Source organism: Amphritea atlantica (assembly GCF_024347255.1).
Classification (GTDB): Bacteria; Pseudomonadota; Gammaproteobacteria; order Pseudomonadales; family Balneatricaceae; genus Amphritea; species Amphritea atlantica.
Genome location: NZ_AP025284.1, coordinates 1,297,766 through 1,312,506, shown reverse-complemented (window position 1 = coordinate 1,312,506; position 14,741 = coordinate 1,297,766). Strand labels below are relative to the sequence as shown.

At 49.0% G+C, this 14,741-nt stretch carries 13 protein-coding genes; 5 read left to right on the top strand and 8 right to left on the bottom strand.

Annotation, left to right across the window (positions count from 1 at the left end):
* Window positions 1-5: 5 nt before the first annotated feature.
* From OCU43_RS05950 to OCU43_RS05940, 3 genes are all read right to left on the bottom strand, one after another.
* Window positions 6-848: a DODA-type extradiol aromatic ring-opening family dioxygenase gene (locus OCU43_RS05950; RefSeq protein WP_091360685.1), complete on the bottom strand. Its 843-nt coding sequence runs from the start codon at window positions 846-848 to the stop codon at window positions 6-8.
* Window positions 849-853: 5 nt separating this feature from the next.
* Window positions 854-1,096 carry a hypothetical protein gene (locus tag OCU43_RS05945; protein WP_217647464.1) on the bottom strand — a complete coding sequence of 81 codons (243 nt, stop codon included), beginning with the start codon at window positions 1,094-1,096 and terminating at the stop codon, window positions 854-856.
* Window positions 1,097-1,172: 76 nt separating this feature from the next.
* Window positions 1,173-1,991: an alpha/beta fold hydrolase gene (locus OCU43_RS05940; RefSeq protein WP_091360689.1), complete on the bottom strand. Its 819-nt coding sequence runs from the start codon at window positions 1,989-1,991 to the stop codon at window positions 1,173-1,175.
* Between the two features lie 824 nt (window positions 1,992-2,815).
* On the opposite strand from OCU43_RS05940, the gene OCU43_RS05935 reads away from it, so the two are divergent.
* Window positions 2,816-3,862: a DcaP family trimeric outer membrane transporter gene (locus OCU43_RS05935; RefSeq protein WP_091360690.1), complete on the top strand. Its 1,047-nt coding sequence runs from the start codon at window positions 2,816-2,818 to the stop codon at window positions 3,860-3,862.
* Between the two features lie 191 nt (window positions 3,863-4,053).
* Here OCU43_RS05935 and OCU43_RS05930 read toward each other — a convergent pair whose 3' ends face one another.
* The 5 genes from OCU43_RS05930 to OCU43_RS05910 form a co-directional block, all read right to left on the bottom strand.
* Entirely contained in the window at window positions 4,054-4,809 is a 756-nt protein-coding gene (locus OCU43_RS05930; RefSeq protein WP_091360692.1) for an AraC family transcriptional regulator, read from the bottom strand.
* Between the two features lie 310 nt (window positions 4,810-5,119).
* Entirely contained in the window at window positions 5,120-6,976 is a 1,857-nt protein-coding gene (locus tag OCU43_RS05925) for a feruloyl-CoA synthase (RefSeq protein ID WP_091360695.1), read from the bottom strand.
* Window positions 6,977-7,030: 54 nt separating this feature from the next.
* Window positions 7,031-8,806, bottom strand: coding sequence for an acyl-CoA dehydrogenase (locus OCU43_RS05920; RefSeq protein WP_091360697.1), 1,776 nt, complete (start codon window positions 8,804-8,806; stop codon window positions 7,031-7,033).
* A gap of 9 nt (window positions 8,807-8,815) precedes the next feature.
* Window positions 8,816-9,583 carry a 3-hydroxyacyl-CoA dehydrogenase gene (locus OCU43_RS05915; protein ID WP_091360698.1) on the bottom strand — a complete coding sequence of 256 codons (768 nt, stop codon included), beginning with the start codon at window positions 9,581-9,583 and terminating at the stop codon, window positions 8,816-8,818.
* Window positions 9,584-9,703: 120 nt separating this feature from the next.
* Window positions 9,704-10,465, bottom strand: a complete 762-nt coding sequence (locus tag OCU43_RS05910; protein WP_091360700.1) for a crotonase/enoyl-CoA hydratase family protein — start codon at window positions 10,463-10,465, stop codon at window positions 9,704-9,706.
* Between the two features lie 360 nt (window positions 10,466-10,825).
* Here OCU43_RS05910 and OCU43_RS05905 point away from each other — a divergent pair, with 360 nt between their 5' ends.
* The 4 genes from OCU43_RS05905 to OCU43_RS05890 all read left to right on the top strand — a co-directional run bounded on the left by OCU43_RS05905 (window position 10,826) and on the right by OCU43_RS05890 (window position 14,659).
* Window positions 10,826-11,866: a TRAP transporter substrate-binding protein gene (locus tag OCU43_RS05905; RefSeq protein WP_091360701.1), complete on the top strand. Its 1,041-nt coding sequence runs from the start codon at window positions 10,826-10,828 to the stop codon at window positions 11,864-11,866.
* Between the two features lie 11 nt (window positions 11,867-11,877).
* Window positions 11,878-12,378 carry a TRAP transporter small permease gene (locus OCU43_RS05900; protein ID WP_091360703.1) on the top strand — a complete coding sequence of 167 codons (501 nt, stop codon included), beginning with the start codon at window positions 11,878-11,880 and terminating at the stop codon, window positions 12,376-12,378.
* A complete protein-coding gene (locus tag OCU43_RS05895) occupies window positions 12,375-13,694 on the top strand; it encodes a TRAP transporter large permease (protein WP_091360705.1) in 1,320 nt (439 codons plus the stop codon). The genes OCU43_RS05900 and OCU43_RS05895 overlap by 4 nt, the downstream gene beginning before the upstream one ends.
* A gap of 92 nt (window positions 13,695-13,786) precedes the next feature.
* Window positions 13,787-14,659: an amidohydrolase family protein gene (locus OCU43_RS05890; protein WP_091360707.1), complete on the top strand. Its 873-nt coding sequence runs from the start codon at window positions 13,787-13,789 to the stop codon at window positions 14,657-14,659.
* The last annotated feature ends 82 nt before the right edge of the window (window positions 14,660-14,741 follow it).

Below are 14,741 nucleotides of genomic sequence, written 5' to 3'. Positions count from 1 at the left end.
GGGACTCAACTCGCTCTCAGTTCCATAAATCCAAGCCCGGTTACCCATTCAGGCACCGGCTGGTACTCAATCAGTGATACTGTGCCAGCGCCAACGGCTGCCATGGCACACACGAAGTTACGCAACTCCATCGCGCCATTCCCCCCCTGCTCCAGAATCTGCTCATCAGAGAGTGCGATCATCTGATCCAGATCCTGGTTGCAACAGAGGTCGATAATCCGCTGATCAAACTCAGGGTTTACCTTGCCCGACTCTTTAACGCCGACCCAGTGACTGATACCGCCACTGCCTATCACCGCAACATTTTCATCACTGTCAAAACGGCTAACAGACGCAGCAATCTGCTCGCCCAGTTCGCGGCAACGTTTCATCGAGATAAAGGGGTCAACCGCACTGCCCAGATAGACTGGAATCGCTTTGATTTCACGACCACTGATCGCTTCAGCGCGCTGAACAATCAACTGATAAGGAATAGAGAACGCATGATCGGTCGTAAATGAACGGGCCACGGCCCAGTCGAATCCCTGCTCTGCACCATCGCTGGCAATAAAGCTGGCCAGCGCTTCATTGTTATTGACCAGTGCCTTATTAAGTCCTGGCAGACGGTCTATCGGACCTTCAACATGGCCAGTACCAATACAATATTTTGGCAGACAGGTTGTACCAAACAGCATGTAGTGATCGTTGCCCACAATAATCACCGTGGTAACATCCATCGCAGCAAGATTCTGAGCGCAGGTTTCATATGCTTCCCAGGCCTTATCCGCGACAATTTTGTCAGGGGCGTTGGGTGCAACAAACATGATAGGGTCGTGCGGTACTAAAAAACCGCCTACAATTTTTGCCATCTTTATTACCCCTTTATCGATGCCGAGTAGCTGCTCTCAGACCCGAGCTTTTTGTTATAAGTCACCATGCTTTTATCGGGCGACATCTCAATCCAGTACCCCATGGTCAGCAGCGAGCTGACACCGATCTGCTGCAGTTTCTTCACATCAAAACTGAGAATCATCTCGACATCATCAGCATCCAGAGGAAAACGGCTGAGGTACTTTTCGGGATTTTCTTTAAATTTCTCTTTTGAAAATCTGTCCACTGACAGACTCCAGAGAACGCGTTCCAGCACATCTCTTTTCATTGTTATTCTGAGCCCCGCTGTTGCTTCTTCATTTTTATTTGCTGACAAAGTTACGGATGCAGGCGAGGAATTTTTCCCGCTGCTCGGTCTGAACCCAGTGGCCGCATTGCCCAAAGACAAACAGATCGGCACCAGGAATGTTCTCCACCAGGGTATAGCCACACTGCAGAGGGACAACATGATCTTCTCTGCCATGCAGAACCAGTGTCGGTGCAGTGATATGCTGAATAGCTTTAACCGGGAACGCTTTCACCATAGTGACGCCCTCCTCTGCCGGTTTTGGCAGAAGCTTACGCAACGCCCCCTGCGCACCAGGCCGGGCACTGGCTTCATAGCGGCTCTGGACAAGCTCGTCTGTAATCAGGGATTTGTTATAAGGAAACAGCTCCATCAGAGAGCGCATATTCTCGATAGATGGCTCATACAACCAGGCGCCAGCTAACCCTTTAGTCTGTTCAAAGGTTCCCGCTGGGGTTCCTAAAAGAACCAGCTTATCCAGGCGTTCAGGATTAAACAGCGCCAGGCCGATACCCACAGCACCACCAAAAGAGTTACCTACCAGCGAAATCTTATCGACACCAATGGCATCGAGGAATTTAACCAGATGGTTGGTCCAGAACTTAATATCGTACTGGGTTCCCTCTTTAAACTCGGTAAAACCAAAACCGGCAATATCAGGAACGATGACATCGTAATCAACAGACAGCTCATCAATCAGCCCTCCCCAGTTAGTCCAGCCAGATACGCCCGGCCCGGAACCATGTAACAGAACCAATGGATTGCCCGATCCTGCCCGGTAGTAACCCGTCTTATGATCCGCTGCCTGGATAAACTTACGTTCGCTCTCTTTCACAATGCCGCACCTCTAAACATACATAACTGTATGCACAATACTAACAACAGAATCCGGCTTGTCAATAAAAAAATACACAACTGTATCTTTTCTGATAAAACGCACCATCCTCTAACAACAAATCTATAAGCTATTGTTTTTAAATTAATTTATCTCATATTAATCAATAAAAGCATTGTAAATAGACCGTAGAAAGGCGGGTAAAAACTGCTTATAAAACAAACATAAATACATATATGTATCTTTTTAAGAAGACATAATTCTATCGCTAACCTGATTGATGAACCGACACCCAACAACCAGTAGCGGCTGACAGACGCTCAAAAAAAGCCTGCCAGCCGCACTCCCCGGACCTCATGCTTTCATAGATAAAATCCGGCCGTTCTATCCCCCACAGCGCTCTTTGCGGCGGCCAGTTCAAACCTGTAATGAAGCATGATAGGAAGGATTCATCGGCTTATATTCACTAACAAAGCGAGAAATAAGAGATAAAACTAATCTGAACTTATTGATGCGAAGTTGTCTGAGAATTGACCGAGTAGTGTAATTGGTCCGACATAAGCACCCAGCTGTCATTTAATAGATAAATGCAGGCAGTCAAACTTAATATAGCTAATATGTCTAAAACAAATACGACTCGCATCCTATCTATTAACACATTATTAGTAGGACGTTCTTAATAACACAGTCATAAACGCTGAGCGATCTCCCTGCTGCAATTTTTGCAGTATCTGTACATAGATTTGCAGTATTCAAGTATTAGATTTCTATCGATATGAGATCATAAGACCTCACCTATATAATAATAATGAGGCTTCACTTAGATGAAAAAACTTAATAAACTAAGTATTGCAATTCTTGCCGCAACCGCATCCTCTTTCGTTAGCGCTGTTGAGCTGGGCGAGTTTAAAGGCACGACTTTCAGCGTTGGCGGATACCTTAAGGCAGAAGCGATCTGGGGTATGCCCGATAGTGGCGACAATACTCTGGAAACTACAACCCGCCAGTCACGTTTTAACCTGAAGGCCAGCAGAGAGATCGAAGGCCATAAAGTTTCCGGCTTTATTGAGTCCGATTTCTGGGAAAACCAAAGCTACAACTCAGCTGCTGCATTACGTCTGCGTCACGCCTACATCAGCATTGATAACCTGACCATTGGCCAGACCTGGAATGGCCAGTTCTTTGCCACTGCCCCCTTTGACGCGCGGATGATCAACTTCTTTGGACCTGGATTCGGCACCATTGGCGGTAACGGAGGTACTGTTCGCCCTTCTACCGTGATTCACTACACCACCAACGGTTTCCGCTTTACTGCGCAGGATCCGCTGTATGATAACGCCTCCATGCCTGACCTGGTTGCATCTTATTCCAATCGTTTTAAATCCGGCAGTGCTTACAATGTTGCCATAACAGCCCGTGAAGTTCAGACAACCTCTGTTGACGATTCTAAAATTGGTGCAACTATCTCACTGTTGGGTAAGCTGGCCGTTGGCAAAGGCGCTCTGTTTGCCGGTGCATTTACGGGTAAAGGTACCGGCCCGTATACGGGTGTTTGTGTTGGTGGTATGTGGAACCCAGGAAATACAGCAACCTGTGATATCGATGGTTCAGGAGATCTGATCTCTCAAACCGGTTTCAACCTGGGTGTGACTCAGAACCTGACCGAAAACCTCAACGGCACGCTGCGTTACGGCAAAGTAGAGGTCGATGACACAGCCAATACATCAGCTTACGAGACCACCGCAACCCTGATCTATACCTATCTGCCGGGTCTGGATTTTGGTATTGAGTGGCGTGATCAGGACATGGCCAACCACCCTCTGCGTCCAGCTGGGCAGCAGGTTGAAGTCATGGCAATGTACAAGTTCTAAGCTCATCAACTCTTAGAACCGATACATCTGGATAGAGATACTGGCCCCCTTCACCGGTATCTCTATCCTCCTTTCATTACCGTTATTAAGCGTTAGCAGATCCACGTGACAGACAGAGATAAACCTATCTCTGTCAGACGTTACAGCCATACCTGATATCTGATATTTAAAACCTAAAAAACCCTAAGCGGTCAGGCCCTTAACGGCTGTTCAACCGATCTGGAACGGGTCACCGATGGTAGTTCTCCCACCTGTTTGCGATAAAGCTGTGAAAAACGACCCATATTGGTAAAACCATAATCCATAGCGATCTGGGTGATACTCCGGGCTGAACTCCCCGCTGTAATCTCGCGATGCGCCAATGCTATTTTGCGCTGCTGAATATAGCTAAGCGGCGTCGTAGACTCACTCTCCCGAAACAGGTAATAGAGCGACCGCTCACTCATATGACACACACCCGTCAGACTCTTTACAGACAGGTTGCGCTTTATATTCTGATCAATAAACTCCCGCAGTTTGCCCATTATCAGTTGCTTATTACGACTCGCCTCTTCAACCCGCCGGTCAAATCCAATTTCCATCTGGATATAGTGGAAAATGATATCGATATAGTGGCGTTGCAACTCAGGTGTAACGGTCTCTTTAAGCTCTAACAGATGAAGAATCAAAGCTTTGAGTGGAGCTGATTCCAGGCAGATCATATTCTCTGCTGAACTCTCAGCATAGAGCGAGGGCTCCGGGTGATTTTCACAACTATCAAATATAAAGTAGTTTACAAAGATACGCTGATGAACACTGATCCGGATGGTCCGTTCCAGCCCCTCAGGAAGCAGGTAAACCGTGATCTCATCACCGCATCCAGCCAATGAATGAACAATCTCAGTAGATTTTTTAACAATAACATCCCTATCACCACCCTTCATCCTTAGATCGAAATTATGCTTCATAATTTCCTCATGCAGGCATTTATTTTTATTTTTTGTCTAATCACTTTATTTATAATAAATTAATGATCCTTAATATATTAACACGATAATAAAAAAATCAGGTTATAAGAAAACTGCATCAACCTATCTAAAAATAAGAGTTCTTATCCCTTTAACATCCCCTTTTAAAAAGCCTCAAAAAAAAGCCCCTTAGAAAGGGGCACTGAGGAGAGTCAAAAAAGCAACTCAAAACATGTTTCTGGATATGGCATCTACCAAACCATATTCACGAGAATAGATATCTGGTTATATGTTTATTGAATTAACAGCGTTAAAGCGTAATCACCTGCGCTGATGGCGTTGCGCTGTATATATCGTTAACAATATCCGCACGATTACTGATCACCGCATTTGAGTTAAGCGATCCCTTATCGGTCATCTCATGGGCGTCAATATCTGCCGGCTCGCTTTGCAGCACCAGACTCTGAATGCGGGTAGAGCTTCCGGTACTTTTTTCAGCCATGCTGGCAAGATGATCATTGAACACCTGACGAACCGCTGCATGATTAACGATCTGTTCCAGACTTAGCGTCCCCTCTTCACTATCGATCAGATGGCGACAGTGTTCGAAATCCGGAAATACCAGCGCACTGATAAAACCACGATCCCGGCCAACAATCACCACATCCTGAATATAGGGCGCAAACTCATGAATCATATGTGCTTTAAGGGTGCCCACGCTTACCCAGGTGCCGGTATCCAGTTTAAAATCTTCAGAAACACGTCCATCGAAGTAAAATCCACGAGATGGTTTTTCTTCATCGATAAACTTCAGTGCATCACCCAGGCAGTAAAACCCTTCCTCATCAAAGGCTTTCGCGGTTTGTACCTCATCACGCCAGTATCCTGGCATAACGCTGACCCCTTTCACCCGAACTTCCAGCTTACCCTGATTAGGAACCAGTTTAAGCTGAACGCCGGGAACCGGAACGCCAACAACACCGGAAGCCGACTCTTCAATGGAAGTGAACATCGCAGAGGGTGCGGTTTCAGTCGCCCCCAGCCCGGTCAGAATTGGCACTTTATGGCCTGTGTACTGAACCGATAATTCCATCAGCTCATCCCAGACATGCTGGGCAAGGCCCGCACCAGCATAAAACAACACCTGCAGATTGGAGAAGAACACCTTAGCCATATCCGGATGCTGCTTCAGCTCTTTCACCAGCAGCTCATAACCTTTTGGCACGTTGAAGTAGATGGTTGGCGCAATCTCTCGCAGATTGGCAACGGTTTCAGCGATGCCCTTGGGTACCGGCTTACCGCCGTCGATATAGAGTGAACCACCATTATAGATCACCATCCCGGTATTCTTATTACCACCGAAGGTATGGTTCCACGGCAGCCAGTCGCACAATACCGGCGGTTGCTGGTGAACGAAATTCAGATAGGTCGCGATCATTTCCTGATTGGCGCAGATCATTCGCTGAGTATTGATGACTCCTTTAGGCATCCCTGTGGAACCGGAAGTGAAGAGCAGCTTAGCGATCGTATCGCCATTGACTGCAGCATTCGCGCTAACGACTTCATCGGTGACCGGAGTGTTAACAGCATCTGAAAACAGGCTCAGATCAAAACTAAAATCGTCAACACCGTGGTCCGCTTCATACGCCAGCACACGGCAATCGGATGGCATCACCGCATCAATCGCATCACGGAACGGCCCCAGATTTTCAACAAACACCAGCCCTGGAGTCAGTTTTTCAACGATGTAGCGCAGCTTACCAAAATCGGTAGAGATCAGTGAATAAGCGGTGGATATCGGTGAATAGGGAATTCCCACATACATCGCAGCCAGACCGACCAGCAGGTGGGAGATACTGTTACCTGAGAGGATAACCACAGGACGTTCAGCACAAAGGTTCTGATTCAGCAGATACTGAGAGAGGTGTTTTACCTTCTCCAGCGCTTCGGCATAAGTCACCGTTTCCCAGTGATGCTTGTCCTCTGTCCGTTGTGCCACCATCACCCGATCAGGCGCGGTGGCGGCCCAGTATTCCAGTTTGTCGGTCATTTTTGTTGCATAGGGAGGCAACTCAGAATCTGACCGGACCAGCATAGAACCGTCATCTCTTGTTTCGATGCTAACATCATAGGTAACGACATTTACGGGAAGAGTTTGTGCGTTCATTATTATTCTCACTTTCAATTTTTTATTCTGTTTCCGTCAGCCTGCAGGGCCGACTTATTCTTCAAACCGGTAGTCCTGAATTCCCATTTCAGCACTGATTAATGTTCTGTGTAGCGCCAGCACCTTTGGCGTAAAGTGAGCAAAATAGAACCGGCTTAACGCGATCAGATTATCCAGATAGAGCGTATCTGTGCTCTGTTGCTTCTGTTCATAAGCAGCCACGGCAGTGCGCATCATCATCCAGCTGCAACAGGCGATGCCCATCAGCTCGAGGAAGTTCACCGCCCCGCAGAGCAGGGTTTCACGCCCCTCTTTTCCCTGCTGTAAAATGAACTGCGAGCTCTCTTTCAACACTGCGATCAGTTGCACCAGCATCTCAGTCTCGCTGCCTGCAATCTCCAGTGCGGCATAACAGGCAAAGTCACTTTCAATATCTGCGATCAGTTCTGTAAGCGCTTCACCCTGATCGCTCTGAACTTTACGAAACACCAGATCATTTGCCTGAATCCCTGTGGTCCCTTCGTAGATGGTGGTCACCCGGATATCACGCATCAGTTGTGCAACGCCGGTCTCCTCGACAAACCCCATGCCGCCAAATATCTGAATCGTAGTCCCGGCCATCAGATTGCCACTCTCGGTTGAGAAGGCTTTAAAAATCGGAGTCATCAGCGCAACAAAACGCAGGTGTGCTGCCCGTTTTTCAGGATCTGCCTCAGCCAGATCCAGACGGGAAGCGATCTGATAGCTCAGCGCGCGCAGTGCAGTAACCTGTGCCCGCAATCCCATCAGCATCCGCTTTACATCCGGATGACGAGCGATCTGAACATCGGTATCGCCGCTGAGCAGATCACGCCCCTGAGTGCGTTCCTGACTGTACTCAAGGGCACGCTGATACCCCATTTCACCAATAGCAACGCCCTGTTGACCCGTACTCAGACGAGCTTCGTTCATCAGAATGAACATATACTCCAGGCCACGGTTCTCAGCACCAACCAGCTCACCGATAGCACCACCATCATCGCCGTAACTGATGCTACAGGTGGGGCTGCCATGCAATCCGGTTTTATGTTCTATCGACACACAGCGAACATCATTCAGCTCGCCGCACTGCCCCGATTGATCGACTATGTATTTAGGTACGATAAAGAGTGAAACACCTTTACCGCCCGGAGGTGAATCCGGCGTTTTTGCCAGTACCAGATGAACAATATTCTCGGTGAGATCATGCTCGCCATAGGTAATATAGATCTTCTGTCCGGTGATCCGGTAGCGTCCATCCGCCTGCCGCACCGCACGTGTACGGATGTTACCCAGATCCGACCCGGCACCCGGCTCAGTCAGCGACATACAGGTTGCCCACTCACCGGTGACCAGCTTCTCAAGGTAGCGCTGCTTAAGACTGTCATCGTTGGCGCTAAGCAGAATTTCCGCAGCCCCCTGAGTCAACGCCTGAAACATGACGAAACTCAGATTTGAACTCAGCCACATCTCATGCACCGCTGCGGCAATAAAGCGGGGTAACGACTGTCCACCATATGCTTCAGGCAGAGCCAGCCCCAGCCAGCCATTGCTACAAAACTGCTGATAGGCATCGTTCCAGCCTGCTGGAGTCGTTACCTTGCCATCATTGAAATGACAGCCTTCAATATCACCGGACTGGTTCAGCGGAGAGAGCACCTGACCGGCAAATTTTGCCGCTTCATCAAAAACGGCCGACACCAGCGCCGGATCAAAATCCGCAAAATGCTCTATCTGATTAAACCCGCGACTATCCGCAACATGGTTTAACAGAAAGGTCATATCTTTAAGCGGCGCGACATAGTTAGCCATAATCGTTACCTACTTCGCCGCCATCCGGATAGCGCCATCCAGACGGATAACTTCGCCATTGAGCATGCAGTTTTCAATAATCTGTTGCACCAGTTGAGCGTATTCAGACGGCTCACCCAGGCGCGATGGGAACGGCACTGCGGCCCCCAGAGAGGCCTGAACATCTTCCGGCAAAACATCCATCATTGGGGTTTTGAAAATGCCCGGAGCGATAGTCATTACGCGGATACCAAAACGCGCCAGCTCACGGGCCAGCGGCAGAGTCATGGCACACATTCCACCTTTGGATGCGGCATAGGCAGCCTGACCGATCTGACCATCAAATGCCGCGACCGAGGCGGTATTGATAATCACACCCCGCTCTCCGGTTTCCTGAGCATCCTGTTCACTCATCACGCTGGCAGCCAGGCGAACCATATTAAAGGTCCCCAGCAGATTAACCTGCAATGCACGATTAAACGTCTCCAGACGGTGCACACCATTTTTACCCAATACGCGCTCTGCCCCCGGAATACCGGCGCAATTAACTAAGCCATTCAGGCAGCCAAACGTATTTACCGCAGTATCGATACAGTTTTGAGCCGATTGCTCATCAGTGATATCCGTTTTACAGAAAACCGCTTTATCTGCCAGAGAATCAGCAACAGCAGCGCCACGCTCTGCGTTGATATCCGCCAGCACAACCGACGCACCCTGATCTACCAGGCGACGGGCAACCGCTTCTCCCAAACCAGAACTGGCACCGGTAACGATAAAAACCTTTTGATTAATATCCATATGAGTGTCCTCAATTATTCTTTTCTTCAGTCACTGCAGATTTCCGGCACTACCTTTTACAAAGAAACCATCTGTGCAAAGACAAAAATGCACCTTGCTTTGAGCCGGCAAACAATCTGTCTACTTCTTTTTCCGATTCAAAAATCCCTGGATGCGTTCCTGAACCTCAGGACTGGTTTGCGTCATTCCCGCCAGCAGCGACTCGGTAAACAAACCATCATCCATCGACATACTCTCAATACGGGACAAGCCAGTTACCATGGCATAGTTAGACAGACGTGAGTTTTGTGCTATTGATTTAGCCAGCTCAGTGGCTTTTTCCAGCGCAGTGCCCGGCTCGACACAGTAATGGGCCAGCCCCAGACGTTCACCGTCAACTGCATTATAGGTTCGGCCGGTGAGCATCATATCCATCATCCGGCTTGAGCCCAGAATGCTGCCCACACGGACCGACGCCCCCCCGCCCACAAAAATGCCATGACGCCCTTCCGGCAGACGGAAGTATGTCGTCTCATCCGCGACACGGACATGAGCACAGGAGGCCAGCTCCATACCACCACCAATCACCGCGCCATGCAGTGCGGCAACAACGGGAATAGGAGAGTTAGCAATACGCCCAAACACCCGGTGCCACATGCGCGAGTGCAATACGACACCGTAAGGATCGCGGGCGACATGCTCGGACAGATCAAGACCGGAACAAAACTCCGGACCGTTACCCGAGAAGAGCACCACGGACACCTCTTCAGGCATATTGATAAACACATCCTCTATCTCAAGCAGCAGCGCATCATTGATCGCATTCTTTTTTTCAGGACGGTTGAGTTGCAGATGGCCAATATCGGCTTCTACAGAAAATTGGATATAACGATACTCGGCCATTCGACACCTCTGTTGCACAAAGCGATAACTGCCGGTTTTCTTCCCAGCGTCAAAAATTCATATTTATGTTTATACGAAATATTGTTGTATTAATCAACAATATTGGTAACAAATTACTGATTTTTTAAGAACCCCCAACAAAGAAACCAATTAAAAAGATTTAAATACAATAATTTATATGATTACCTAGCAGATAAAGACCCTCTTCTACGCCAGATGCAGGTGACACTACCGCAAATTCCTATAAGTCGGGCATTTATCTTATGGCCACTATTGTTGCCAAACTAAACAGTTTATGCATAAATACAAATACCAGTACTCTGGCATCCTACAACAATAAAGAATCCAAAGGATCTGAACATGGGCATTAAATCCTCTCTGAAGCAATCATTCGCCGCATGTGCGCTTTTACTAAGCTGCGGTAACGCGATCTCTGCCGAAGCTGAATATACCTTCAAGCTACACCATTTCCTGCCACCTCCTTCCATGGCGCACTCCAAGTTCCTCCAGCCCTGGGCAGATAAGGTGATGGCTGAATCAGATGGACGCATCAAGATCGACCTCTATCCAGCGATGCAGCTGGGCGGGAAACCACCCGCCCTGTTTGATCAGGTGCGTAAAGGGATCGTCGATATCTCCTGGACGGTTACCGGCTACACGCCGGGACGTTTTCCAAAATCAACCGTTTTTGAACTGCCGTTCATTGCCACTGACGCTAAACCAATGAGCATGGCAATGCAGGAATATGCGGAAAAAGAGATGGCTGATGAGTTAAAAGATGTTCACCTGTTAGCCATGCATGTTCATGCACCCGGTTCGCTGCACTCCCGTGAGAAGCCGATCCATACCGCTGCTGATCTTGAGGGTATGAAACTGCGCGCGCCCAACAAAACCATGGCGAACGCGTTTGCTAAGCTGGGGGCTAACCCGGTATTCATGCCAGTACCTCAGATGCCCAGCGCCCTGTCGAAAGGTGTACTGGACGTAGCCGTACTGCCTTACGAAGTGGTTAAACCGTTGAAAATCCATCAACTGGTTAAACATCACACTGAAGTTCCAGGTCTGTATGCCAACACCTTTATCTTCAGCATGAATAAAAAAGCTTACGATTCACTTCCTGCTGATTTGCAGAAAGTCATCGATAACAATTCCGGTATCGAGCTGGCCGGTCATATCGGTGCGTTGTTTGATCAGTATGAAGCGGTCGGCCGACAAGCCGCAGTTGAGCAGGGCAACGAGATCTACCAACTGCCCCCAGCTGAAGTTGAGAGCTGGAAATCGAAGCTGTCGTTTGTCACCGAAGACTGGCTGAAGGATATGCAATCCGACGGTTACGACGCTCAGAAACTTCTGGATGAAGCCCACGCACTTATCGCTAAGTACGCCGCGGCTGACAAGTAATAGGCTTCGCTATGTATACGCTTCTTTCTCAAACCAGAAGGGGAATCGAGTTCATCTCCCGTCAGCTGGCGCTGGCGGGGGGTGTCATTATGATTCTGCTCGCACTGATGACAGTCATCAGTATTATTGGAAGAACTCTGTTCGGCATTACCGTTGAAGGGGACTATGAGCTGGTGGAGATGGGACTGGCGATCTCGATCTTCCTGTTTCTGACAGAGTGCCAGCTGAAAAAAGGACATGTAATTGTCGATTTTTTCACCCTCAACCTGGCCAAACGGAAGATCTACTTCCTCGATGCGATGGGTAATCTGATGTTTACAATTATTGCTGCCACGCTGACCTGGCAGATGTATCTGGGTGGCCTTGACTATTATGAGTATCTGGAACAATCGATGATTCTTGAGCTCCAGGTCTGGATCGCCTACATCCCCGCCGTCTTTTGTCTGGCTTTGCTTACCCTCTGCTGTTTTATTGATACCCTGCTGGGCTTCAGGGAGTACCTGAGATCATGAGTAATATTGAACTGGCCCTCTCTATGCTGGCCCTGTTGCTGGTGCTGATGTCGATCAGAATACCCATTGCCATTGCCATGCTGGGCTGTGGTGCGCTGGGATACACCATTCTGGCAGGCTTCCCCACCACACTTAACTATCTGAGTACGGTTCCCTACTCGAAGTTTTCGACCTACGACCTGTCAGTGGTCCCCCTGTTTCTACTGATGGGTGAACTGGCCACCCGGGCGGGTATCACCACCGAACTGTTCCGCACCTGTAATACCTGGGTTGGCCAGTTTAAGGGCGGCCTGGCGATGGCGGCGGTATCGGGTTGCGCTGCCTTCGGCGCCATCTGTGGTTCCTCACTGGCAACCGCTTCGACCATGGGTCAGGTGGCCCTGCCAGAGATGAAGAAGAATAACTATGCTGGCGGACTGGCTGCAGGCTGCCTGGCGGCGGGCGGCACACTGGGAATACTGATTCCGCCATCGATGGTGTTAATCATCTTTGCTGTGCTGACTGAGCAGAATATATCCAAGATGTTTATCGCGGCTTTTGTTCCCGGACTGCTCGCGGCCGGGGGCTATATTCTGGCCATCGCTATCTATGTCCGCATCTTCCCTAAAGCAGGTCCCAAGGGAGAAAAAACCACCTGGGGGCAAAAGTTCCGATCCACCCGGGATGTCTGGCATATCACCACGATATTTCTGATTGTGCTGGGGGGGATCTACCTGGGTTTCTTTACCCCAACGGAGGCGGCAGCGGTCGGCGTTATTCTCACCGGAATACTGGCACTGACCCACGGCAAGTTAACCTTTGCACAGTTTAAGGACAGTATCATCAGGACAGCCGTTTCCAGTGCTATGATCTTTATGATCATTCTCGGTGCCGATCTGTTCAGTGTCTTTATCGCCCTGACAAACCTGCCAAATCTCGGTGCAGAGCTATTATTGAATGCGGAGATGTCTCCCTATCTGATTCTTGCTCTGATGCTGCTCAGCTACTTCATACTGGGTTGCTTTATGGACAGCCTGGCGATGATTCTGCTGACCATTCCGATCTACTTCCCCATTATTGTGGCAATGGACTTCGGTATGTCGGTTGAGGATACTGGCATCTGGTTTGGTATTCTGGCACTGGTGGTCGTTGAGGTGGGACTGATCACACCGCCGGTGGGCATGAACGTATTTATCATCAACTCCTTTGATAAATCTCTCTCACTGAAAGAGAGCTTCAGAGGTGTTGTACCCTTTATATTGTCCGACTTCTCCCGGGTTTTTCTGCTGGTTCTGTTCCCGCCGATTACTCTGGCGCTGGTACACCTGTTAAGTTAGGCGGACGATATTTATACAATCCGGCGCACTCAGCCCACAGCAACTGAACTGACTGCACCGGATCACATTTTTAAAAGAAACAGGGTGACACTATGAATATCGATGAGATCATTGCTATTGATTTCCACACACATGCTGAAGAGCCTTGCACCTGTGCCCGTGACGATGGTTACTATGAGTTTCAGCAGGACTTTGCCAAATACTTTAAGAATCCGGCAGGCCACAACATGCTGCCGACCATAGAGGAAACCGCAGCCTACTACCGTGACCGGAAGATTGCCTGTGTACTATTTCCTGTGGATGCGGAAAGAGAAACCGGATTTCGTCGCTACGAAAATGAAGAGGTGGCCCAGCTGGCCGCTGACAACAGCGATATTATCATCCCTTTCGCTTCGATAGATCCGGCTAAGGGTCGCTTAGGCGCCCGCGAAGCACGCCGCCTGGTACGTGATTTCGGCGTGCGGGGTTTCAAATTTCACCCAACCATGCAGGGATTTTATCCCAACGACAGGTCCGCTTATGTGCTCTATGAAGCGATTGCCGAAGAGGGTGCAATCTCACTGTTCCATACCGGCCAGACTGGCGTCGGGGCGGGTAGCCGTGGCGGTATGAATATGCGTCTGAAATATTCTAATCCGATGTATCTGGACGATGTAGCAGCGGACTTCCCGGATATGCCCATCGTGATGGCACATCCATCGTTTCCGTGGCAAGAGGAAGCGCTTTCTGTCGCGACCCATAAGCCCAATGTGTATATCGATATGTCAGGCTGGTCACCTAAGTACTTCCCCAAAATCCTGATTCAATACGCCAATTCTATTCTCAAGGATAAGATGCTGTTTGGCTCTGACTGGCCGGTTATCACACCGGACCGCTGGCTGAAAGACTTTGATACTATCGGCATCAAGGATGAGGTAAAGCCGAAGATTCTGAAGGAGAACGCCGTCAGACTGTTGGGACTGTAATCAGCCAATAAGGAAAACACAGCCCGCCTGCATCTTGATACAGAGATCGCAAGCGGGCTTTTTTGTGGCTATTAAACGTGAA